Genomic DNA, 21,380 nt, shown 5'->3' on the forward strand with positions numbered 1-21,380 from the left:
ATTAGCCATCAAGGGTTACTGCTGGACCTGAAGGGTGACAAGCAGGGATTCAGCGCCATCCCCAAAGACTATTCCCGCTATGGGAGCCGCCTCTTCATAGTCGAGGCCGGTCGCGATGCGCACGTAGCGCTCATCAGGCGAAATCACGTTCGATACGTCAAAACCGATCCAGCCGACATCCTGCACATAGGCCTCAGCCCAGGCATGGCTGGCTTCCTGGTGCACGCGGTCGTTCATCATCAGGTAGCCGCTGACATAGCGGGCGGGAAAGCCTAGAAGGCGTGCCGCGCTGACAAAGGTGTGCGCGTGATCCTGGCAGACGCCATGGCCGACCTTGAGGGCCTCTTCGGCCGTTGTGCCTGTGTCCGTGCGGTCAGTTTCATACCCGATGGCCTCCCGGATCGTGGCAGAGAGGTCGTGAAGTCTTTCGATCGTGTTGGGATTTTCAGGCATGTCATTGGCAAGCTTACGAATGAGCTTTCCAGGCTGGGTCAGCGCCGTCTGGCGCTTGTAATACCACAGGGGCGCATGCCCGGAATGAAGGCCGACAACGCCGTTCGTCGGGATTGTGTCGACATCGCCGGTACAGGTGATCGAGATCCCGTTCTGACCTGAATCGAGGCTCAGGAGCTGAACCCGGTTGCCGTGCTGGTCGTTGAAAGCACATTCCTCTCGGCCCCCCTCAATGTCGATCGTCCAGTTGACGATGGACTGGCTGTCGCACGGCTTGGGCGTCAGACGGATCTGCTGCAGACCGTAGGGGACGGGCTGGTCATAGGAATAACGCGTTGTGTGGCTGATATGGAGTCTCATGATTTATTCGTAGAACCTGTAATCTTGCTCCACCTGGGCGGCGAGCTCCGCATTGGCCTTGATGAACTCCCGGATGAATTCGTGGAGACCGGAGTCGATGATGTTATCGATCGTCCGGCCGGTGAGGCGCTCTTCCAGCTTGGCCGCGAGGTCGTGGCTTGGGCGCGTGTCGCCATACTCCGCTCCAAGTTCGCGCAGCGAATCGATCAGCCCATCATAGCAGAAGGCGAGCGAGCGCGGCATCCGCGCGTCGAGTATCAGAAACTCCGCAATGGCCTTGGGGGTGACATTGCCGGCGTTGAGCCAGTGGAACGAACGGTCGGCAGAGGCGGACCGGAGGATCATTTCCCATTGCACATTATCGAGGGACGATCCGACAGGTGCGCCTGTGGGCAAGAGGACATAGTATTTTACGTCGAGGATCCGGGCCGTGTTGTCTGCGCGTTCAATCAGCGATCCGATACGCGAGAAGCTGAAAATGTCATTGCGCAGCATCGTCCCCTGAAGAGCACCGCGCACAAGCGCGCTTTGCTGGCGCACGGTGGTCAGAACATTTGGCAGATCTGCCTGGGCGACCGGCCGACGGAGCATTTCCTTCAGCACCATCCAACCGTCGTTGACAGCTTCCCAGACTTCGCGTGTCAGGGCCGTGCGTGTCGCGCGGGCATTGTCGCGTGCCATCTGCATGACGCTGTAAACGCTCATCGGATTGGTCTTGTCGCGCAGCAAAAAGTCGACGGATGTGTTGGGCGTGATCGTTTCGTGCTTGGCCTTGTAGGCATTCAGGCAGCCGACCGTTGTGAGAACCGAGCCCCATTCATCCTCACCGGACGCAGCACGCGTCAGGGCCATACGGAAGCCGGCTTCGACAAGCCGCGCCGTGTTTTCACTTCGCTCAAGGTAACGGGAGAGCCAGAATAACCCGCCGGCGGTTTTGCCTAGCATGATATCATTCCTCCAGCACCCAGGTGTCCTTGGTGCCGCCGCCCTGGCTGGAATTGACCACGAGCGACCCGGCCTTCATGGCAACGCGCGTGAGGCCGCCAGGGGTGATGTCGATATTATCAGGCGACACGAGCACGTAAGGGCGCAAATCGACGTGGCGCGGTGCGAGTCCGCCGCGTGTCAGTACAGGCACCGTTGAGAGAGCAAGCGTCGGTTGGGCAATATAGTTTGAGGGCTTGGCCGTGAGCTTGGCGCGGAAAGCCGACAGTTCGCGTTTGCTGGCCGCGGGCCCGACAAGCATGCCGTAACCGCCGGAGCCATGGACTTCCTTCACGACAAGTTCGTGCAGGTTTTCGAGGACATATTTCAGCGAGTCTGCTTCCGAACAGCGATAGGTCGGCACATTCTTGAGGATGGCGGTCTGGCCAGTGTAGAATTCAACGATATCAGGCATGTAGGAGTAGATAGCCTTGTCGTCGGCGATGCCTGTACCGGGTGCGTTGGCAAGCGTGATGCCACCGGAGCGATAGACATCCATGATGCCCGGCACGCCCAGCATTGAGGACCGGTTGAAGTTCAGTGGATCAAGGTATTCGTCGTCGATGCGGCGATAGAGGACATCGACAGGTTGGTAGCCTTGCGTGGTGCGCATGGCGACGCGGCCATCGACCACACGCAGGTCATGGCCTTCCACAAGTTCGGCGCCCATCTGGTCGGCCAGAAAGGCGTGCTCGAAATAAGCGGAGTTGTGCAAGCCCGGCGTCAGGACCGCTACGGTGGGCCGCCCTTCACTGCGCGCCGGCGCGCATTTGCCAAGCGAGCGCCGCAGGAGCGTAGGGTAGTTGCTGATCGGCTGGACCTTGATCCGCGAGAAGAGTTCCGGGAACATCTTCAGCATGGTTTCCCGGTTTTCGAGCATGTAGGACACGCCTGACGGGGTGCGGGCATTATCTTCCAGCACATAAAACTCATTTGCGCCGGTGCGCACGAGATCCACACCGACAATATGGGTGTAGACGCCGCCGGGCGGCGTCACACCGATCATCTCGGGCAGAAAGGCCTCGTTATTGGCGATAAGATGTTCAGGAATACGCCCCGCACGGAGAATTTCCTGGCGGTGATAGATGTCGTGCAGGAAGGCATTGATCGCCTTGACCCGCTGCTCGATGCCGCGAACGAGCAGGCGCCATTCCTTGCCATCTATGATGCGGGGAACCAGGTCGAACGGGATAAGCCGCTCGTCCGCGTCCTTCTCGCCATAGACATTGAAAGTAATGCCGGTGCGCCTGAAGAAGGTTTCCGCTTCGCGCGACTTCTTGTGAAGCTCGTTTATTTTGACCGATTCAAGCCAGGCACAGTATTCAGCATATGGCTGACGTGCCGATTCATCAGATCCGCGCATTTCATCAAAGAAAACTGGAGTTCCACCCATAAAGTCACAACGCACCAAATCCATAATCGTTGCAAGGGGGTAGAACCGTGCGCCTGAGAGGCCACACAGCGTGAATAGGTTTGCAGCAGGTTCATGAAAATTCGACTTAGATGTGTGCACCAGTCGCCATATCCGGCAGATTTGCGGATTCCTGCTTGCATGCATCACTCGTAAAGGGCAGCAGCACTCGTCCAAAAATGGCAGGGGTGGGTGCCTAAGGGAATCCCGCCCCGCGTGCCGAGATCGACTCCGGGCATGACGCCCCATGACGAACTCAAAGCCTAGAAACGCAAATTCGTCTATTGTCCTGAACGCTGCTCTGGTTCTGGTTTCCAACACTGTTCAATATGGGATTTGCCTACGGAAATCGAAATACAGCCGCACGCTGAAAAAAAGAGCGAGCGCCTCAGTCTTCCGTCCACCAGATTTGAAAGTTACCGCGTTCCGGACCATGGCTGCCGACGTTGAATGAAGCGGTGATTTCCGACCTCTCAGATGCTGGCTTCAGGGAAGCTGGTCAGGTTCTTTGCATGCCTGTCCTGAGGCGCCTGCTTAGTAGGCCGTTACCGGTTGTAGACATGGTCCACGAGGACGCGCCGGCCACTATTGCCGCCATCATAGCTCACCTTCCACTCGGCAAGGTGGCTCTGGCGATTTTCGTGGCGGTGACAACTGTCTTTGTGGCCACGACGTACGATTCTGCAAGCTACACGCTCGCCTCTGCTGCGACTCAGGTTTTGCATGCTGGAGGAGATCCTGCTCGTTGGCACCGCCTTTTCTGGGCCGGTGTGCTGGGCCTGCTTACAGTGGGCCTCATGTTTATCGGTGGCCTGAAAGTTGTTCAGTCAGCTGTGCTGCTTGCGGGGCTACCCATTGCGATCGCCGGCATATTTATGGTGCGCTCACTGCTTGGTTGGTTGAAGGAAGACACTGCGCACGCTGTCGTGAGTACAAAAGCCGAAGAGACTTAGGTTCGGAGTGCGATACTTTGCAGCCAACCTGGATATATCAGACCGCGTCTTCTTCCAGCAGATCCGGTTGGATGTTTTTCATCTCCTTCCACTCATCGCGCATGCCGATATAGAGACTAAGACAGCATGCAAGCAGGATGACGGTGAAAGGTAGCGCTGCCGTTATCGTGCCCGCCTGAAGGGATCTCAGGACATCTGTACCGCCGCCATATAGCAGGGCGGATGCCGTCACCCCTAGCATGCATGCCCAGAATACACGCTGGGCAACGGGCGCATCCGTCTTGCCGCCGCTTGTGATCGTGTCGACGACCAGTGCGCCGGAATCTGCCGAAGTTACTATAAAGACTATCAGCAGGAGAATGGCGACGCCTGATGTCACTTCCGGAAAGGGCATGTCATGCAGCATTTCAAACAATGTGATCGAAGCGCTTGTCATGTCGCCTGCCAGCTCACCGACGCCGGACTTGTGCTGGGCGATGGCCGTTTCGCCGAAAGCCGAGAACCAGATGACGCAGATAGTGAAGGGCGCAAGCAGGACGACGGAAAAATATTCGCGCACAGTACGACCGCGGGAGATGCGCGCAATGAACATGCCCACGAATGGCGACCAGGATATCCACCATGCCCAGTAGAAGATGGTCCAGTCATGGAACCAGACAATGTCTTCGCGTCCGACCCATGTGGTAAGGGAAGGTGTATCAAGAATATAGTCCAGGAAGTTGGTGCCGATACCGGTAAATATTACCACCGTGGGTCCAGCAATTATGACGAACATGAGCAGGGCGAATGCCACGCCCATGTTGATATTGCTGAGCAGTTTTACGCCGCCGTCCAGACCGCGAAGAACCGATAAAACAGCAAGTCCTGTCATGGCCAGGATGAGAAGGATCTGGATCAAACGGGTCGGCTCAAATCCAAACAGGTAGGAGAGACCGCTGGTCGCCTGCGTCGCGCCGATGCCGATCGTGGTCGCGAGCCCGAAGACTGTCGACACGACTGCGAAGAGGTCAATGATATGGCCGGGCCATCCCCATATCCGCTCACCGAGTATGGGGTAAAAGGCTGATCTGATGCTCAGCGGTAGCCCTTTATTGTGCGCGAAGAAGCCGAGAGAGAGTCCGACGATGGCATAGATGGCCCAGGGCGCGATGCCCCAGTGAAAGATCGTTGCGCTAAAGGCGAGTCGCTCGGCCGCCGGCGTTCCGGCTTCGGCGCTCAGCGGCGTGCCGGCCCAATCCGTGTAATAGGCGAGTGGCTCGGCTGCGCCATAGAACATGAAGCCGATCCCGACGCCTGCAGCGAAAAGCATGGCGATCCATGAGTGGATTTTGAAATCGGGTACGGCTGAGGGGCCACCCAGACGAATGCGACCGAGCGGGCTGATGGCCAGTGAGAGCGAGAACAAAAGGACGATGACCGGCGTGATGGCAAACAGCCAGTCAGCACTCTGCAAAGTCCACGTTTTAGCCCTCGCCATGGCCAGGCTCGACGCTTCAGGAAAGATAAGGGAGACCGCCGAAAACAGGATGACCAGTGCCGCGCTCGTGAAAAAAACGGGGTTATGAACATCCAAGCCCAGCACCTCGACATTGTCCTGACCAATCTCATAGTCAGTTTCGTACGGGTTGCTTGCAAGAAGATCGGCTTCGTCGTTGGGCGGTGCTGGGGGGATTGCGGTCATGCTCGCCTATTGCAGATTTCATCTTGATAATCAAAATAATGATATAGCTCGGATATGTGACCCTGCGCGAAATTCTAGAAATATATCAATAAATGAGGACTCTGTGTCACACCATATAGGTTACTATAGAAAATATCGGCCAATAACCTTTCTCTTATCGAAATAAAACGTTAGCCGGACCCTGACGAGCAACCGCGATTCGTTGAGCCGCGCCCAGAGTGCAAGCGCCGAGCGGTTGGAACCAACTTAAGGGGAAAAGCATGAAGACACTTATGTATGGCGCATCGCTGGTAGCGATTGCGAGCCTTTCAACACCGATCGCTGTGGCGCAGGACGGCGCTGCAGCCGCCAAACCCCAAACCAAAACGAGGCGCCTGAAGGCAGTTACAGTTACCGCAACGAAGCGGACCGAAAGCGCACAATCGATTCCTGTCACGGTGACCGCGCTGGGGCAGACCGAGCTTGATGACCTTGGCGTCAAGAATTTCACTGATTATCTTGTACAATTGCCGGGCGTCACCGCTGGCGGATCAGGCCCGGGGCAAAGTACGATTTATATTCGAGGGATCGCCTCGACTACGCCAAACCTCACGACGGCAGGCGTGGCGGGGCTCGCGCCAAACGTCGCGCTCTACCTAGATGAACAGCCGGTTTCGCAACCGGGTCGAAATCTTGATGTATATGCAGCCGACCTTGAGCGCGTCGAAGTCCTGTCAGGACCACAAGGTACACTGTTCGGCGCCAGTTCTCAGGCAGGCACAGTTCGCCTCATTACCAACAAACCGAAACTTGGACGCTTCGAAGCCAAGGTAAAGGCATCGACGTCGTTCACTGATGGCGGAGAGATGAGCAATAGTGTTGAGGCCGTCATCAACTTGCCGGTCACTGACAAGTTCGCCCTCCGAGGCGTTGTCTATACCGATAATCAGGGCGGCTATATCGACAATGTCGGCGGAACGCTCGACATCACCGATTCAGCGCGTTTCCGCCCTGCCGGCACAGTACGCGCGAACGGCACGGTTGTTCAGCCCAACCGCGCGGGCTTCCAGGCAGGAGCAGATCTGTCTGGAGTTAACATCATATCCGCCAACAATGCCTCAATTGCGGAGAACGATATCAACGACACAAGTTATCAGGGCTTCCGCCTCAGCGGCTTGTATGAGTTCGATGCTGACTGGCGCCTCAGCGTGTCACATTCCCAGCAGAGCCTGGATTCTGATGGCGTATTCTTCGCGGACCCCGAGCTCGACGATTACGATATTGTGCGGTTTACAGATGATACAATCGAGGACAGCTATCACAATACAGCCTGGACACTGGAGGGCAGGATCGGCGCGCTTGAAGCACTGTACACTGGGGCCTATACAGAGCGAACAACGGACCAGACTGTCGACTATTCCGACTATCTCTTCGTCGCACAATATCTGCCCTATTATATCTGTGATTATAACGTGAGCTATCCCGCGGGTGGCGCTGCGCCTGCAGGCAATTGCTATGCGCCGAACCTGTTTGTGAAATCGAGCACTGAAACAGAAATCCAGACGCACGAGCTGCGCTTCAACACGCCTGAAGAGTATCGTATCCGGGCCACGTTCGGCGGATTCTATAGCGACCTGGAGTTGCGTGAGCTTAACGACTTCACCTATCCTGGCTCGACAAGCGTCGCCTATTCGGATGGGTCGATCGGCTTCGCACCGAACTATCCACTGACCAATACGGATGTGACTGGCGCGATCGGCAATGCCTCACCTGGTTATTACAGCCAGCCGGGCCCTTTCCCGGCCGGTGTGATATTCCGAAATGATGTTAAACGGACCGATAAGCAATTAGGGATTTTCGGCGAAGCGACATTCGACATCACCGATCAATTCGCCCTGACGCTGGGCGCCCGCTGGTACGATATTGAAGTTGACCTCGAGGGCAGTGCGAACTCATCGTTCTATAACTTGTACCAAGACTCCGACCTTCAGCTGGCGGGTACGAACATCTCGGCCCAGTTCGCGCCAAACAACGCCGTGGGCGCGCCTGACAAAGCGGCCACTGACGGATTTATCTACAAGGTTACTGGAAACTGGACGCCAACCGATGACCTCCTGTTCTTTGCGACCTATTCGGAAGGATTCCGACCGGGGCTGTTAAACCGTCCCGGCGGTGCATCTGGCCCGAATGGCTTCTCGGTTCCGTACGCTCTCGATACAGATGAAGTGAAGAACTACGAAATCGGCTGGAAAACCGAATTGTTCGACAATTCGCTTCGGCTGAACGGCTCAGCCTTCTTCGTGAAGATTGATAACTTGCAGACAACGATCTTCGATCCATCCATCGTCAACCTGTTCTTCTCCGACAACGCGGCAAACGCGGAAATCAAGGGCCTCGAAGGCGAGTTCACGTGGGCTCCGGCATCTGTCGACGGTTTGACACTGGCTGGTGCGTTCTCGCTACTGGACTCTGAAGTTACTGAAGTCCTGACGCCAACCAATGACGTTGTGCTGGGGTCTGAGCTGGCCTTTGCGCCAGCCTATCAGGGCAATATTCGGGCTCGCTATGAGTGGGATCTCGAGCGGCGGATCGCCGGATCATCCCTGCGCGCCCACTTCATGCCCCAGATTGTTTTCTCCGATAGCGCTGTCAGCGATATCATTGAGATCAACAAGGCCGAGATCGATGGCTGGGTGACACTCGGCGCGACGCTCGGCGTGACAGCTGACAAATGGACGGCGGAACTGTTCGGAAGCAACCTTACAAACGAGTATGCCGAACTATCCAACAATTTCGTTTTCGACCGGGAACGCGTCACGCCAATGCGCCCGCGCACTGTGGGTGTACGGGTCTCGTTCTCTTACTAGAACGTGACACCAAACCATTGATATTGCAGCGCCCTGGCAGGATCAGGGCGCTGCATTTCGTTCAGACGAGGGTATAACGGCTCACATGACATATACCGAACGTTCCGACACGACGCCGAAAGATGCGCAAAAAGCCATGCAGGCGGGGGATTTTGCGAGCGCCGCAGCTATGGCGCAGGCTATCCTTGAACACCAGCCAAATGACCAGGATGCACTTTACATCGCAGCTGTCTGCGCCCGGTACGAGGGCCGCCATGGTGATGCGGCGGATCGACTGGCAGAGCTGAAGGCGGCCGCTCCAGACTTCGGCCGTGCCTTCCAGGAAGAGGGGCACCTGAAACGTAAGCTTGGTGACACGCCTGGCGCCCTCCGTGCCTATGAACTGGCGACCCGCTTTAACCCGGCTCTTTCAGCTAGTTGGACCGCTCAGGCGGACCTGCACACCGGATTCGGAAATAAAGAAGCGGCCGCCAATGCGCGCGATCAGGCCGAACGATTGAAAGCGCTGCCGCGTGAACTGTTGGCGGTCACAAACTACGTGCATGAGGGGCGGATTTTTCGTGCCGAAGAAATTGCCCGCGCCTTTTTGCAGCGTAATCCGACACACGTCGAAGGCATGCGTCTGCTTGCCGATATCGGCACGCGGCTTGGTGTGGATGAAGATGCTGATTTCCTGCTGGAAAGCGCCATCGAACTCGAGCCAGACAATATCCAGCTCCGGCTTGATTTCATCAAGGTACTGAGGAAACGGCAGAAGTTCAGTGAGGCTCTGAATCAAGCACGGACCTTGATTGAGCGCGAACCTGACAACCCCCTGTTTCAATCCTATTTTGCGATTGAGAGTATGCAGGCTGGCGATTTTGACGTTGCCCTTGCATACTTTGACAAAGTCCTTGAAACGCTGCCGGACGACCCGGCGACGCTTGTTTCACGGGGACATGCCCTGAAAACATATGGCCGAAGCGATGAGGCTGTCTTGTCCTATCAGGCGGCAACGCGCTCTGCGCCGGGACAGGGAGATGCCTGGTACGGGCTAGCCAATCTCAAGACCTACCGATTTACTGATCAGGAACTTTCTGCACTGAAGACGCAATCAGTCGACCCCGATCTCGATCGCATGGCCCGCATTCATGTCGCCTTCGCGCTGGGCAAGGCGTACGAGGACCGCGGCGCATATGATGAGGCATTTGAGGCATACGCGCTCGGAAACCGGCTGAAGCACCAGACCGTGCGCTATTCGACAGACCAGATGCATGCTGAGTTCGATGCACAGAAGTCAGTATGCACGCCTGAGCTTTTTGCGGCGCAGGCCGGGAAGGGCTTTGTGGCGCCTGATCCGATTTTTATCGTTGGGCTGCCGCGCGCTGGCTCAACGTTGATAGAGCAGATCCTCGCGTCGCATCCTGATGTGGACGGTACGCTGGAACTGCCCAATATCCTTTCCATGGCCCACAAGCTGCGTGGCCGCAAACAGCTGACGGATCGGGAGCGCTACCCGCGCATCCTTTCCGAGATGTCGGCTGAGCAGCTCGCTTCACTGGGAAAGGACTATATCGAAAGCACTCGTATTCACCGGGAAGGGGCGCCATTTTTTACAGACAAGATGCCGAACAACTTCAGGCATATCGGCCTGATACATCTCATCCTGCCCAAGGCCAAAATCATTGATGCGCGGCGTAATCCGATGGACTGCTGCTGGTCGGGCTTCAAGCAATTGTTCGCTGAGGGCCAGGAATTCACTTACAGCCTCGACGATATTGGCAACTACTATCGCGGCTATGTCGATTTAATGGACCATTGGAACTCTGTCCTGCCCAACGGACGTATTCTCAAGGTCCAGCATGAGGACGTGCTAGATGATCTCGAGGGCCAAGTCCGGCGGCTGCTCGATTATTGCGGTTTGCCATTTGATGCGCGCTGTGTGGACTTCCACAATACCGAACGCGCCGTGCGCACGGCGAGCTCAGAACAGGTGCGCCAGCCAATCAACAAGGCCGGGCTTGAACAATGGCGCCCATATGAGGCACACATGGGCCCTCTGAAAGCTGCGCTAGGGCCCGACCTTACGCCTGAATAAGGTCAACGACATTGAGCCTACGTTCTGAAGATGCCCTGATAGCGCTGCGCAAGATTCAGCGGGTAACGGAGATGGCTTCCAAGCGGCTCGCGATGACGGCCGGGATTACGCCATCACAATTGAGCGTTTTGCGTTTATTGTCGGAAGCTGGCGAGGTTTCTGCGGGAAGGCTTGCTGAAGCAACCCAACTGAAACATGCCACAATCACGAGCCTCGTGGACAAGCTAGAAGCGCGCGGATTCATCTCTCGCAGGCGTTGCGATGAAGATCGGCGCCGCGTCTGGCTAAGGCTTCTGCCGGAAGGCCAAACAGCGCTTCAGACATCGCCCGATCCGCTGCACGAAACGTTTACGCGCAACTTCAATCAGCTTCCAGACTGGCATCAATCAATGCTGATTTCTGCATTGGAAACCGTAACGTCGCTAGTGAATGCAGAGAACATGGATGCTGCGCCAGTCCTGGACATTGGTGATCTCGACCAAACTCCTGACTGAATTTGAGCAGTCTGCTGTTGGGCCGAACCTGTCGTTCATTTGCACGATTACTAAATGCCATTGATGGCGGAGGAGGAGGCCGTCATATAGGAACCTCATCCCATTCCTTGTTGTTCCATTATTAGACAATAAGCCAATAAATAACAATGCAGTAAAGGCCGTAGTGGGGAACTTTTGATGCAGCTTGTTTCATTTGATTTCATCCCGAACCAGCGTCACGAGTGCACTAGAAAATGCACTAGCAAAGCACTAGCGTGCCTAAACAGTTGCGACAAAATTACGAGAGTGGTGATGGCACAGGGGATAAATAAACTGAGTGACAGAGCGATCAATGCCAAAAAAGCGGCGGGTCGTTACGCTGATGGAGGTGGTCTTTATCTTCAGGTTCAACCCGGTGGGTCTCGAACCTTTATCTTCATGAAGACGTATGGCGGCAAACGCCAGGTCCTCGGATTGGGAGCGTATCCCGCAGTAACGCTCGCGGCCGCAAGAACAAAGGCATTTGAACTTCGAAAACAGTTCGTAGAGGGCGAATTGGCCGAACTGGTGACAGCTGAAACCTCGCTCAGCGAGGCTCATCACCAGCTACAGATGAGGCGACGCGAAGAAAAACGCCTGGCCGCACAAAAGGAGGAGGCTCGCGTTACGTTTTCCGAATTTTCGAAAGATTGGATGGATAAGAACCTGGTCAGCCTTTCCAATCCAAAGGCAAGACAGCAATGGTACAATACGCTTCGCGACTATGCGAAGCCGATTGCCGGTCTGCCTGTAGACGAGATCAAGACGGAACATGTGCTCAACTGTCTGAAGCCGATCTGGCAAACGAAACCGGAAACAGCCCGCCGTGTGCAACAAAGGATCGAACGCGTGCTTGCCGCCGCTGAGGTTCTTGGCCTCAGAGACGGCAAAAACCCAGCACAATGGAAGCGTAATCTCGATCTGCTCTTGCCTAATATGCGCTCGCTTCGACAGCACCATCCGGCAATGCCCTATTCAAAATTACCGGATTACTTCGCGGAACTGTCGGGCAGATACAGCTGCGCATCCCAGTGCCTGCGATTTATTATCCTGACGGCTGTCAGATCATCTGAAGGCAGGGGTGCACTCTGGTCGGAAATCGACTTTGAAAAGTCTGTCTGGACCATACCCCCAGAGCGGATGAAGGCCCGCAAGGAACAGCGCATCCCCCTGAGCTCTGCGTGTCTGGCGCTTTTGGTCGAGCGCCGCTCGCTGGATACCTCTGGTTTCGTTTTCAAATCGCCGACAATTGCGAGTCACGTGTCAGAAGCTGCCTTGCGAAATCTTATGAGCGGTACTGGCGCCAATGATTATACAATCCATGGCTTCCGAAGCACATTTCGTGACTGGGCGGGCAACGCGACATCCTTCCCGAGAGAGCTCGCAGAGGAAGCACTTGCGCACCAGCTCGGGTCTGTCGAAGCGGCCTATCGACGTGATCTTGCCACCGAACGACGTCGAGAGCTCATGGAATCCTGGTCACAATACGCCACGTCGGCGAAGTAGCCTAGTGTCGGCAGCGGGCCCCCCAGATCCAAAATCTTAGGTGCAAGTCGACTGTCCAGGTCAAAGACATACGGGTTGTTTTTGGCGCTGACTGTGTCGGTCACCAAAATTTTGATTCATTTGTCGGAATAGGTTTGGCGCGGTGCCCCCTCTATCCAGTCCTGCACTTCCTGCTCCCGCCACCGGACAGCGTCGCCGGGCAGCTTCACAGGTGCTGGAAAGACTTTTGCGCGCACCTTTCTCCAAAGGGTGGTCCTGCTCCTGTAGCCGGTCAGGTCGAGAACCTGCTTTGCTGTTATCAATCTGGCCATTCCTCACACTCCACTTGTTGAATTGCTACTGTCGGATCAAGCGCCCCTTCGCGCGCGTGCCTTCCGAAACCCACTGTCTCCCGCGATAAACGCCTCGAGCATTAGCGGCACGAGCATCGTGACAGATGCCTCAGTCCCGTACGCGGCTGCATGCACCTGCGCATACGCTTCCAGGTCCGCTGCCAGCGCCGGCTCTACGCTGATCGACAGTTTCTGCGGCGTTCGGTCCGGCAACGGCCCGATCTTCAAATTCACTTCACTCATGGCTGTTGGCCTCCTTCATAGGGCTTCAGGACAATGTCCTCGTTGACGACGATGCCGAGCCGCCAGCCGGGGCGGATGGTGATGGTCGGCTGGACGTCGAGATTGCGGCGCACAATGTCCTGACCCGCCTGGTTCGCACCCGTCTGGGCCGACCGGCGGAGGGCGCGTGCGATGTCACCCTCATCATCGCTGGCAAGCTCGGACCCGACCCCGAGTAGCGTCGAAAGCGCAACGCCCTGCAGCAAGCGCCAGGAATGATAGTCGACCTTGTCTTCAAGCCCGGCATAGCCGCGGGCGTCCACGCCCGTGAGATTATCGATCCTGATCGACGTGCCATCCGGCATGATGATGCGCGTCCAGACAAGCAGGGCGCGTGACTGGCCGAATGCGATGACACTGTCATAGCGGCCGATCACGCGGGCGCCTTGCGGCACAAGCACCGTCTCGCCGCTCACCGTATCATAGACCGGGTTCGTCACTTGCGCGATGACCTGGCCCGGCAGGTCGGAGTTCACCCCCGTGAGCAGGGTTGCAGGGATCACTGTCCCGGCCATCAGCTGCCAGGGGGAGACGGGCGTCTCGAGCCGGTGCGGATTGTAGATCGACGTGTCATCCGTCTCGCCGAGGAAATCCATCTTCCGTTCCTGCCGGTTCGGATCTTCGCTGAGCGACGCGCCAAACACGCCAGACGCAGAGTTCGCGAACGCTGACAGGTCCGGCATTTGCAGCGCGGGACGCTTGTCATCGGCTGTTTCTGACACCGATGACAGTCTTGCCCCGCTTGCTCCAACGGAGAAGAACACGCCGCTGCCGCGTGCGGCTTCGGACATGGCCGCCTCCCGCGCCGCAAGTTCCGCTTCGCGCATCTGGCGGGCCGTATCGACCTCTGTCGGCGGTGCAGCATCATAGGCCTCATCAAACGTCATGCGTCCTTCGCGCCGGGCTTTCAGGATGGGGCCGCCAAGGTCACCCGGCAGCGGCGGCCCGAGTTCCGGCGCCTCGGGCTTCACGTCGCCATAGCTTGCCGGGAGCGCTTCCAGGCCTTCGGCCGTCGGCTTTCTCGCGGTCGCGTAGAGCTCGCGTCCGGCCGTGGCCTTGTCCCTCTCCGGGGATTGAAGCGCAAATGCCAGCGATCCGAGTATGACCGCACTGGCTGTCCCTAGCAGGATAGCAAGCGCGCGCTTCGAGAACCGCCGGACCGGCCGGGGCTTGCCGCGGATCTCCAGAGATTCAGAGGCTGGGGAAGACCTCTGGCTCATCGGCCCGCATCTCCCAGATCGGACCGTGCGATCCGCACGACATCCTGCTTCTTCTCGCCGAGGCGGAGCTCGGCTTTCGCAAACAGGCGGTCGACCACATAATAATTCCCCGACATGCGGTAGTTCACCAATTGGGAGCGCCCGTCGCGGCCAATCACGAACAGGGCGGGTGTATCGCCCTGGTCAAGCCGGGCGGGGAACTGGATATAGACCTTTCGGCCATCGTCGAATACGCGCTCCGGGCGCCAGTGCGGCCTGTCACCTGCAAGCTCGTAGCGGAACTTCAGGCGTTCCAGCTGGAGGCCCTGCGGTGCATGCGGCTCCGCAGCCCGGGACGTGGCACTGGCAACATGGGTCACGAGTTGCTGGTCCGCATAACGCCAGGAGACGGCGGCCATATATGTCTCCTGGAATGCCTGAAGCTCGAGGTGGTAGGCGCGGCGTGACGTCGTCACAATCAGGTTTGTCCGGAGGCCGGGCTGGATCGGTTTGACGAGAATGTGAGCCTGCGCTGCCGTGCCAGTGCCCGACACGGTGTCGCCAAGTACCCAGCGGACCGTGTCACCGGCCGACACTGACAAGAGCTCCTCGCCGGGTTCGAGCGCGATGTCGGTCACCTGTTCTGGCGCGCAATAAACCTGATAGAGTGCTCCGACTGTGTAGGGATAGACTTGGATCGCGTTCATGTAATTGTCGAGCGAGGGTTCGATGGACGCCTTGCTGTTGGCAGTCTCAATCGCCTCAAAGGGTTTGAGCGATGACGCGACAGCGGCAGCAACAGGCAGGGGCTTCAATTGTCCCGGCATCGGCACCGGGTGGTAGGTCGTCAGCACAACAGGTGATGGCACGCCGTCCAGGTCTTCTTCCGGTTCGAGAAAGAGGTCTTCGGCGAACGCTGTGTCATCCGGCAGCTCCGCATCAAGCAAGATGTCGGGCGCCCCAGCGCCAGAGGGAAAGGTTTCGCAAGCCGTAAGGCAAGTCGCACCGAGAAGGATCAGGGCAAGGCGTTTCATGGAAATCTACTCCTGTTTGTGGTCTTGCGACCAGTTGAGGCCATGGACGTAGAGTCCCAGCGGATTGGCTCGCAGGGTTTCCACATCGCGGGGCGGATCGATCACAATGGAAAAGATGCCCGTGTGGTGTGACCGGTCGATCTCGGCGCCATTTCGGAATGCCGTCTCGCGCCAGCGCACGGTGAAACTGTCATCGGAGGAGCGTACGACGCTGGTCACGTCGACCGAGACCGAGCGGTGTCCGATATCGGCGAACGGGTCATTGTCACGGGCATAATCGTTGAGTGTCGCGGCGGCCCGGTCGGTCGCATAGGCATAGGCCTTCAGCCAGTTCTGGCGCACCACGACCGGATCAATGGAAACCGAGCGCGTATTTGTGACAAAGTTCGCCAGATGATACGCGATCTGTGCATCGGTCGGCTCGTACTGCCCCTCGGCCGGGCCGACGGCGCGTACGGCGCCGTCTGTCGTCAGTTCAACCACATACGGCGTCACAAAAGACTGGGTCGAGCGCCAGACAAGCCCGCCTGCCAGCACGAACGCGAGCGCAATCGATCCGAGGGCCGCGAGGCGCCAGTTTGCGGCCTGAACCCGGTAGGAGCCGATCCGGTCGTCCCAGGCCTGAGCCGCGCGCTGGTAGGGTGTGACAGGTTCGGGTGTGTCGCCGTATCGGCAGGTTGTGCGTTTCCAAAGCATCTCTGTCTAATCCTCGTCTGATCGGAGCTGAACGGATGTGCCACCGCCTGGCTGGTCGCCGTCTCGGACGGCAGAGGCGGCCATCATGCCGGCATCACGGGTTGTCTGGCTGCGCCGGATGCGGCTTGCCCAATCGGGCGCTGACCGGTCATTGGCGGTGGGCGGCGCAGAGGGCGTCGCGCCTGACCCGCCGGTCGCGGCAAATGCCGCGCGGCTTCCAGCTTGTGACCTCGCTCCCGGATTGCCAAATGCGCGGCGCGCGAACCCCGCAACTCCCGAGGCCGCGGTCTGGACGCCTGCGCTGGCCACGCCGCCCATGCCGGCAGCCGCTGCGCCCATACCCGTCTTGCCGGCGCGCGCCGCGCCGAGTGAATAGGCCGTACGTGCCCCGCCTGCCATGGAGGCGGCCGCGCCAATCGCACTCCGCCCGCCCTCCGCAACCGCAGACACAGCTGACTTCGCAACTGTCCCGCCGGCAACAGTGCCAGCTGCAACACCTGCCATCGTGCCGACGGCTGCGCCCGCACCGAGCTGCGGCGCGCCGGAGACAAGGCCGGTCGCGATGCCGGGCCCGAACAAACCGAGGGCGAGCAAGGCGAGCGACCCCAGGATAACGGAAGCCGCCTGCTCAAGCGTCACATTGTCCGGCTCGAACGTGGATGTGATGCTTGTGAAGATCGTGGATCCGATGCCGACAATGATGGCGAGCACCATGAGCTTGATGCCCGAGGCAATCACATTGCCGAGCACCTTCTCGGCGAGGAACGAAGTCTTGTTCCAGAGCGCGAAGGGAATGAGGACAAAGCCCGCCAGCGTTGTCAGCTTGAATTCGATGATGGTCACGAAGAGCTGGATCGCGAGGAAGAAGAAGGCGAGGAGCGTGATCAGCCAGGCGAGGAAGAGGACCGCGATGATCACGATATTTTCGAAGAAGGCGATCGGGCCTGTCAGTTTCCGGATTTCATCCAGCAGGGGATAGGCGGCATCAAATCCGGTCGCCGCGACGAAGCCGGGCTTCACGATGTCGTCTGCCGTCAGTGTCCCGCCGGTTGCATTGAGTCCAAGCTGGGCAAAGCTTCGGAACACGACGTCGGCGAGCAGGGCGAAATTGCCGAGGATCAGGGCAAAGGCGCCGACATAGAGGACCTTTTTCAGGAACCGGCCGATGACGTCCGTGTCCGGTCCCATGGCCCAGAAGAGACCGGCCAGCGTCACATCGATTGCGATCAGCACCGAAGTCAGCCAGGCGACATCGCCCTGTAGGAGGCCGAACCCGCTATCGATATAGGCGGAGAAGGTCGCGACAAACCGGTCGATGACATTGAGATCCTCCATGGCCATCAGTTCCGGGTGTAGGCGGCGCCGTCGCCGCGGAAGCGTTCGTGCCGGACCCGCGCCTGCTCTTCGAGCGCGGCGCGCCGGGAAGCCTCGACCGCCTCCATCCGGTACTGGGCCGCCATCAGCTGCTGCATCTGCATTTGCTGTTCGACAGAGAGGGCGATCAGCTGGTTGCCGGCCTGGGCCACAGAGAGATTGCCTGAAGCCGACTGGCTCTCACTGACAAGTTCGCTCAGCGTGCCTTGAGAATCAGCAATGGCCGACACGATCCCTGACTGGACCTGCACAGCGCCCGCAAAACTCCCCCGCGACAGACGCCACTGATCTTTTGCCTGCGCGGTGATCTCTTCGTTCGAGACGTCCTCGTAGCTCTCCGGGAAGGCCTCCTCATACCGGCGTTCTGACTCTTCAACTTCGTAGGAAATCTCGTCGGCCTCACGCATCAGCGTGTCGATCCGTTCTAGCAGGCGTTTCAAATGCTCGATGGACCCATAGTCGAGGCGTTTGAGGTCCTCGGCCTGGTTCACCAGCATTTGCGCCTCGTGCTGGAGCTGCGTGATCTGGTTGTTGATCTGCTCCAGCGTATTGGTGGCCGTCACGATGTTCTGCACCAGGTTCGTCGGGTCGATCACGACGTCACCGACACCGAGCAGGGCGTCTGCGCGCGGCACCGTCAGGGACAGTCCCAACATCCCCACGAGTACAGCGGTCACTCTGCGGCGCATGGCACGGCCTCCCTGTCAGCGATGAGGTCAGAGGCCCAATCGAGCCCCTTCGCCGCGAGCCAGGCGGCAGCGAACCCGTCCGGTCCCACGACGTCCATAACCTCATCCATCTGCACCTGATCGGCCTTCGACCCGGCCGCGCAGAATGCGAGCGCCACGGGACCCAGCTCCAGATCGAAGAGCCGGTTGCCCGCCGGGCATTGCAGGTAATAGTCCCGTTTCGGCGTTGCCCGCGCGATCAGCTGGGTCTGCCGGGCATTGAGACCAAACGCATCATAGGTTTTTGCCTGTCCGGGTTCTTCGGCCCGTGCATTGGCGAGGAATATCCGGGTGGGCGCGCTTTCGATCAGGGCCGGTGCAATCGCGCTCGAAGTAATGTCCGCCAGGCTCTGTGTCGCAAACACGACCGAGACGTTCTTTTTGCGAAGAGTCTTCAGCCAGTCCCGCAGGCGTCCTGCAAACAGCGGATGATCAAGGAAGAGCCAGGCCTCGTCGAGGATGAGCAAGGTCGGACGGCCGTCGAACCGCGCCTCCAGCCTCTCGAAGAGATGCGCAAGGACAGGCGCGGCAAGGCGCCTGTCCGACATCAAGGCTTCCATTTCAAAGCACGCCAGATCTGACGCTGCAAAACTGTCCGCATCTGCGTCGAGTAGCACGCCATAGGGCCCGTCCAGCGTGTAAGGCTGCAGCGCTTGCCTCAAAGCCGACGACTGGATCAAAGCCGTCAGCCCCGTCAGCGTGCGCTGGCGGCGCGGGGCTTCAGCCAGGCTCTTCAGCGCCGACCAGACGGCCTGGCGTACTTCCGGGATGATCGTGACGCCTTCCTGTTCGATCAGTGCCAGGATCCAGTTCTGCGCGGCAGCGAGCGATCCTTCATCAGATATTTCACTCAATGGCTGGAACGCGTGACTGCCGCCCAGGTCTAGGTCATACCAGTCACCGCCCAGCGCCATCGTCATGGCGCGCGCCGACTTTCCCTTGTCGAACACGAAGACCTGGGCGCCTTCATAGCGCCGGAACTGAAGCGCGAGCAGGGACAAAAGAACCGACTTGCCGGCCCCTGTCGGCCCGACAATCATCATGTGCCCGACATCACCCTGGTGCGCCACCAGCCGGAACGGGGTGGAACTGGCCGAACGTGCCATCAGGAGCGGCGGGCCATCCAGATGGTCATTGCGCTCGGGCCCGGCCCATTGGGTCGACAGCGGCGCCATATGGGACAGGTCGACCGTATTCAGGATCGGCTGGCGCACATTGGCATAGGCCTCGCCGGGCAGGGTCCCGAGCCAGGCATCGAGGGCGTTGAGGGTTTCCGGGGTGGCGGTAAAGCCGCGGGCATTGATGACGCGTTCGGCAGCCCGGATACGTTCTTCGGCAACCAGCGGATCGGCATGGGTGAGAACGAGCGTTGCCGTGTAATAGCCAAACGCGACATGGCCTGCGCCGAGCGCCTGCAGGGCGGCGTCGACATCAGAGGCCTGATTGTCGGCGTCCGTGTTGAACTGGGTGGCCGGTTCATTGGTCAGGATTTCCCGGACATACGACACGAGCGAACGGCGCTTGGCCAGCCAGGCCCGCATGTAACGGTTGAGGATCTTCTCCGCGTCCGCTTTGTCGAGCGGTATGAACCGCGTCACCCAGCGGTACGGGAACCCGAGCTGGTCAAGTTCCGCCAGGAGGCAAGGCTCGCTCGTCCCCGGGAACTTGCGCACCGTCAGGACTTTCAGCGTCTCGCCGCCGAGCATGGGGGCGAGCCCACCGGTCACGTCCGTGTCGGCAAGCAGGCCGTCGAGGAACATCGGCGCCTCCGGTGCCCGAACTGGATGCCGTTTCAGGGAGATGCAGCCATGCAGGTAGGTCAGCGTTTCATCGTCATCCAGAAACCGTGCCTCCGGCATAAGGTCCGCCATGAGGTCCAGCGCCCGTACTGTCTCGGTTTCGAAACGGTCAAGGTTTTCAGCAAAGAAGCTGCGCGGCGCTGCGGCTGGATCTTCGATGAACAGCTGCTCGACGCGGGCTGTCCGGTCGGCTGGTGGCATCCAGCTGAGGGTCAGATAGCAATCGGTTTCAAAATGCCGGCCCACCTCTTCGAACTGGGCGCGGCGTTCCGCGTCGACCAGCCAGGCGGCCGGATCACGCCAGCTGTTGTCCGGATACGAGGTCGAATCCCGCCGGTCTGCTTCGAACCAGAGCGCCCATCCGGACCCGAACCGCATCAGCAGATTATTCATCCGGGCAGAGATGGAGACCAGTTCTTCCGGCGTCGCGCTCTCAAGGTCAGGGCCACGATAGGCAATCGTCCGCTGCAGGCTGCCATCCTTGTTGAGGATGATGCCGGGCGCGATCAGCGCGGCCCATTTGAGGTGGTCGGCGAGGCGCGCCGGGCGGGCGCGGTATTCACGGAGGTTCAGCATGCGAGATACCCCTTGTGGCGGACGTGCCGGATCAGAACGTCGACAAATTGCGGATCACGCCGCGCGGAAAACACGCAGAGCCCGTGCGCGATCAGCCAATAGGCGAGCCCCACAATCCAGAGCTGGAGACCGAGCCCAAGCGCTGCGGCGAGCGTGCCGTTCACGATGGTCGCCATGCGCGGCGCACCCGCGATCAGGATCGGCTCGGTGAGCGCGCGGTGGACCGGCGTCACATAGCCTTCAGGGAGGGACGAACGGCCAGCCATCAGAGCGTCGCCCCGCCGCCGAACGAGAAGAAGGAAAGGAAGAACGAAGTGGCCGCAAACGCGATCGACAGGCCGAACACGATCTGCAGGAGCTTCCTCATCCCGCCGCCGCTTTCCCCGAACGCAAGGCCGAGGCCGGTCAGGATGATGACGATCGTGGCGAGGATCTTGGCGACCGGGCCCTCGATGGATTCCAGGATCGATTGCAGCGGTCCTTCCCAGGGCATGCCGGAACCCGCCGCATGGGCCGGCAGGACAAGAAGGGCAGCAAGCGCTGTCAGGCTGAGGGCTTTGCCCATATCTCGGTTCAT

General features: G+C 59.0%; 19 protein-coding genes. 5 read left to right on the top strand and 14 right to left on the bottom strand.

Annotation, left to right across the window (positions count from 1 at the left end; genetic code table 11):
- Nucleotides 1-15 precede the first annotated feature (15 nt).
- Genes HY30_RS18010 through HY30_RS18020 form a run of 3 tightly spaced genes read right to left on the bottom strand, consistent with a single transcriptional unit; the run spans nucleotide 16 to nucleotide 3,160 of the window.
- On the bottom strand, nucleotides 16-813 hold the full coding sequence (locus tag HY30_RS18010) for a transglutaminase family protein (protein WP_034744302.1): 798 nt from the start codon (nucleotides 811-813) through the stop codon (nucleotides 16-18).
- A 3-nt stretch (nucleotides 814-816) separates the two neighbouring features.
- Nucleotides 817-1,758, bottom strand: a complete 942-nt coding sequence (locus HY30_RS18015) for an alpha-E domain-containing protein (protein ID WP_034744305.1) — start codon at nucleotides 1,756-1,758, stop codon at nucleotides 817-819.
- A 4-nt stretch (nucleotides 1,759-1,762) separates the two neighbouring features.
- Nucleotides 1,763-3,160, bottom strand: coding sequence for a circularly permuted type 2 ATP-grasp protein (locus tag HY30_RS18020; RefSeq protein ID WP_241765776.1), 1,398 nt, complete (start codon nucleotides 3,158-3,160; stop codon nucleotides 1,763-1,765).
- 560 nt (nucleotides 3,161-3,720) lie between these two features.
- Between HY30_RS18020 and HY30_RS18025 the strand changes: the two genes are divergently transcribed.
- The gene (locus HY30_RS18025) at nucleotides 3,721-4,161 is read left to right on the top strand and encodes a BCCT family transporter (protein ID WP_081812364.1); all 441 of its coding nucleotides are present in this window, start codon (nucleotides 3,721-3,723) and stop codon (nucleotides 4,159-4,161) included.
- Between the two features lie 37 nt (nucleotides 4,162-4,198).
- Here HY30_RS18025 and HY30_RS18030 read toward each other — a convergent pair whose 3' ends face one another.
- The gene (locus HY30_RS18030) at nucleotides 4,199-5,842 is read right to left on the bottom strand and encodes a BCCT family transporter (RefSeq protein ID WP_051615698.1); all 1,644 of its coding nucleotides are present in this window, start codon (nucleotides 5,840-5,842) and stop codon (nucleotides 4,199-4,201) included.
- 260 nt (nucleotides 5,843-6,102) lie between these two features.
- Here HY30_RS18030 and HY30_RS18035 point away from each other — a divergent pair, with 260 nt between their 5' ends.
- The 4 genes from HY30_RS18035 to HY30_RS18050 all read left to right on the top strand — a co-directional run bounded on the left by HY30_RS18035 (nucleotide 6,103) and on the right by HY30_RS18050 (nucleotide 12,783).
- Nucleotides 6,103-8,688, top strand: coding sequence for a TonB-dependent receptor (locus tag HY30_RS18035; RefSeq protein ID WP_034744315.1), 2,586 nt, complete (start codon nucleotides 6,103-6,105; stop codon nucleotides 8,686-8,688).
- A 136-nt stretch (nucleotides 8,689-8,824) separates the two neighbouring features.
- Nucleotides 8,825-10,765 (top strand): tetratricopeptide repeat-containing sulfotransferase family protein, encoded by a 1,941-nt coding sequence (locus HY30_RS18040; protein WP_241765777.1) that lies wholly within the window; start codon nucleotides 8,825-8,827, stop codon nucleotides 10,763-10,765.
- A gap of 11 nt (nucleotides 10,766-10,776) precedes the next feature.
- Entirely contained in the window at nucleotides 10,777-11,259 is a 483-nt protein-coding gene (locus HY30_RS18045) for a MarR family winged helix-turn-helix transcriptional regulator (RefSeq protein ID WP_081812361.1), read from the top strand.
- Between the two features lie 291 nt (nucleotides 11,260-11,550).
- A complete protein-coding gene (locus HY30_RS18050) occupies nucleotides 11,551-12,783 on the top strand; it encodes a tyrosine-type recombinase/integrase (protein WP_034744323.1) in 1,233 nt (410 codons plus the stop codon).
- A 116-nt stretch (nucleotides 12,784-12,899) separates the two neighbouring features.
- Here the strand turns inward: HY30_RS18050 and HY30_RS18055 are convergent, their stop codons facing one another.
- The 10 genes from HY30_RS18055 to HY30_RS18100 are packed head-to-tail and all read right to left on the bottom strand — an operon-like array spanning nucleotide 12,900 to nucleotide 21,380.
- The gene (locus HY30_RS18055) at nucleotides 12,900-13,094 is read right to left on the bottom strand and encodes a helix-turn-helix transcriptional regulator (RefSeq protein ID WP_034744326.1); all 195 of its coding nucleotides are present in this window, start codon (nucleotides 13,092-13,094) and stop codon (nucleotides 12,900-12,902) included.
- 36 nt (nucleotides 13,095-13,130) lie between these two features.
- Nucleotides 13,131-13,358, bottom strand: a complete 228-nt coding sequence (locus HY30_RS18060) for a DUF2274 domain-containing protein (protein ID WP_034744329.1) — start codon at nucleotides 13,356-13,358, stop codon at nucleotides 13,131-13,133.
- Nucleotides 13,355-14,617: a TraB/TrbI/VirB10 family type IV secretion system protein gene (locus HY30_RS18065; protein WP_034744331.1), complete on the bottom strand. Its 1,263-nt coding sequence runs from the start codon at nucleotides 14,615-14,617 to the stop codon at nucleotides 13,355-13,357. Before HY30_RS18065 ends, HY30_RS18060 begins: the two co-directional genes overlap by 4 nt.
- A complete protein-coding gene (gene trbG / locus HY30_RS18070) occupies nucleotides 14,614-15,630 on the bottom strand; it encodes a P-type conjugative transfer protein TrbG (protein ID WP_034744333.1) in 1,017 nt (338 codons plus the stop codon). Before trbG ends, HY30_RS18065 begins: the two co-directional genes overlap by 4 nt.
- A gap of 6 nt (nucleotides 15,631-15,636) precedes the next feature.
- A complete protein-coding gene (trbF, locus tag HY30_RS18075) occupies nucleotides 15,637-16,326 on the bottom strand; it encodes a conjugal transfer protein TrbF (protein ID WP_034744336.1) in 690 nt (229 codons plus the stop codon).
- Between the two features lie 6 nt (nucleotides 16,327-16,332).
- Nucleotides 16,333-17,661 carry a P-type conjugative transfer protein TrbL gene (gene trbL / locus HY30_RS18080; protein ID WP_034744397.1) on the bottom strand — a complete coding sequence of 443 codons (1,329 nt, stop codon included), beginning with the start codon at nucleotides 17,659-17,661 and terminating at the stop codon, nucleotides 16,333-16,335.
- Between the two features lie 5 nt (nucleotides 17,662-17,666).
- Nucleotides 17,667-18,389 (bottom strand): P-type conjugative transfer protein TrbJ, encoded by a 723-nt coding sequence (gene trbJ / locus HY30_RS18085; RefSeq protein WP_034744338.1) that lies wholly within the window; start codon nucleotides 18,387-18,389, stop codon nucleotides 17,667-17,669.
- On the bottom strand, nucleotides 18,374-20,803 hold the full coding sequence (trbE, locus tag HY30_RS18090) for a conjugal transfer protein TrbE (protein WP_034744341.1): 2,430 nt from the start codon (nucleotides 20,801-20,803) through the stop codon (nucleotides 18,374-18,376). Before trbE ends, trbJ begins: the two co-directional genes overlap by 16 nt.
- Nucleotides 20,797-21,069: a VirB3 family type IV secretion system protein gene (locus tag HY30_RS18095; protein WP_034744345.1), complete on the bottom strand. Its 273-nt coding sequence runs from the start codon at nucleotides 21,067-21,069 to the stop codon at nucleotides 20,797-20,799. Before HY30_RS18095 ends, trbE begins: the two co-directional genes overlap by 7 nt.
- A complete protein-coding gene (locus tag HY30_RS18100) occupies nucleotides 21,069-21,380 on the bottom strand; it encodes a TrbC/VirB2 family type IV secretion system protein (RefSeq protein WP_034744347.1) in 312 nt (103 codons plus the stop codon). The genes HY30_RS18095 and HY30_RS18100 overlap by 1 nt, the downstream gene beginning before the upstream one ends.

This window comes from Hyphomonas chukchiensis (assembly GCF_000682695.1).
GTDB lineage: Bacteria > Pseudomonadota > Alphaproteobacteria > Caulobacterales > Hyphomonadaceae > Hyphomonas > Hyphomonas chukchiensis.

Bases quoted from the DNA above. Each gene is read 5' to 3' on its own strand.
- HY30_RS18015 (WP_034744305.1), bottom strand. From the start codon at position 1,758: ATGCTAGGCAAAACCGCCGGCGGGTTATTCTGGCTCTCCCGTTACCTT.
- HY30_RS18055 (WP_034744326.1), bottom strand. From the start codon at position 13,094: ATGGCCAGATTGATAACAGCAAAGCAGGTTCTCGACCTGACCGGCTAC.
- HY30_RS18030 (WP_051615698.1), bottom strand. From the start codon at position 5,842: ATGACCGCAATCCCCCCAGCACCGCCCAACGACGAAGCCGATCTTCTT.
- trbE (WP_034744341.1), bottom strand. From the start codon at position 20,803: ATGCTGAACCTCCGTGAATACCGCGCCCGCCCGGCGCGCCTCGCCGAC.
- trbG (WP_034744333.1), bottom strand. From the start codon at position 15,630: ATGAAACGCCTTGCCCTGATCCTTCTCGGTGCGACTTGCCTTACGGCT.
- HY30_RS18060 (WP_034744329.1), bottom strand. From the start codon at position 13,358: ATGAGTGAAGTGAATTTGAAGATCGGGCCGTTGCCGGACCGAACGCCG.
- HY30_RS18050 (WP_034744323.1), top strand. From the start codon at position 11,551: ATGGCACAGGGGATAAATAAACTGAGTGACAGAGCGATCAATGCCAAA.
- HY30_RS18095 (WP_034744345.1), bottom strand. From the start codon at position 21,069: ATGGCTGGCCGTTCGTCCCTCCCTGAAGGCTATGTGACGCCGGTCCAC.
- trbL (WP_034744397.1), bottom strand. From the start codon at position 17,661: ATGGAGGATCTCAATGTCATCGACCGGTTTGTCGCGACCTTCTCCGCC.
- trbF (WP_034744336.1), bottom strand. From the start codon at position 16,326: ATGCTTTGGAAACGCACAACCTGCCGATACGGCGACACACCCGAACCT.
- HY30_RS18035 (WP_034744315.1), top strand. From the start codon at position 6,103: ATGAAGACACTTATGTATGGCGCATCGCTGGTAGCGATTGCGAGCCTT.
- HY30_RS18025 (WP_081812364.1), top strand. From the start codon at position 3,721: ATGCCTGTCCTGAGGCGCCTGCTTAGTAGGCCGTTACCGGTTGTAGAC.
- HY30_RS18100 (WP_034744347.1), bottom strand. From the start codon at position 21,380: ATGAACCGAGATATGGGCAAAGCCCTCAGCCTGACAGCGCTTGCTGCC.
- HY30_RS18040 (WP_241765777.1), top strand. From the start codon at position 8,825: ATGCAGGCGGGGGATTTTGCGAGCGCCGCAGCTATGGCGCAGGCTATC.
- HY30_RS18065 (WP_034744331.1), bottom strand. From the start codon at position 14,617: ATGAGCCAGAGGTCTTCCCCAGCCTCTGAATCTCTGGAGATCCGCGGC.
- trbJ (WP_034744338.1), bottom strand. From the start codon at position 18,389: ATGCGCCGCAGAGTGACCGCTGTACTCGTGGGGATGTTGGGACTGTCC.
- HY30_RS18010 (WP_034744302.1), bottom strand. From the start codon at position 813: ATGAGACTCCATATCAGCCACACAACGCGTTATTCCTATGACCAGCCC.
- HY30_RS18020 (WP_241765776.1), bottom strand. From the start codon at position 3,160: ATGCGCGGATCTGATGAATCGGCACGTCAGCCATATGCTGAATACTGT.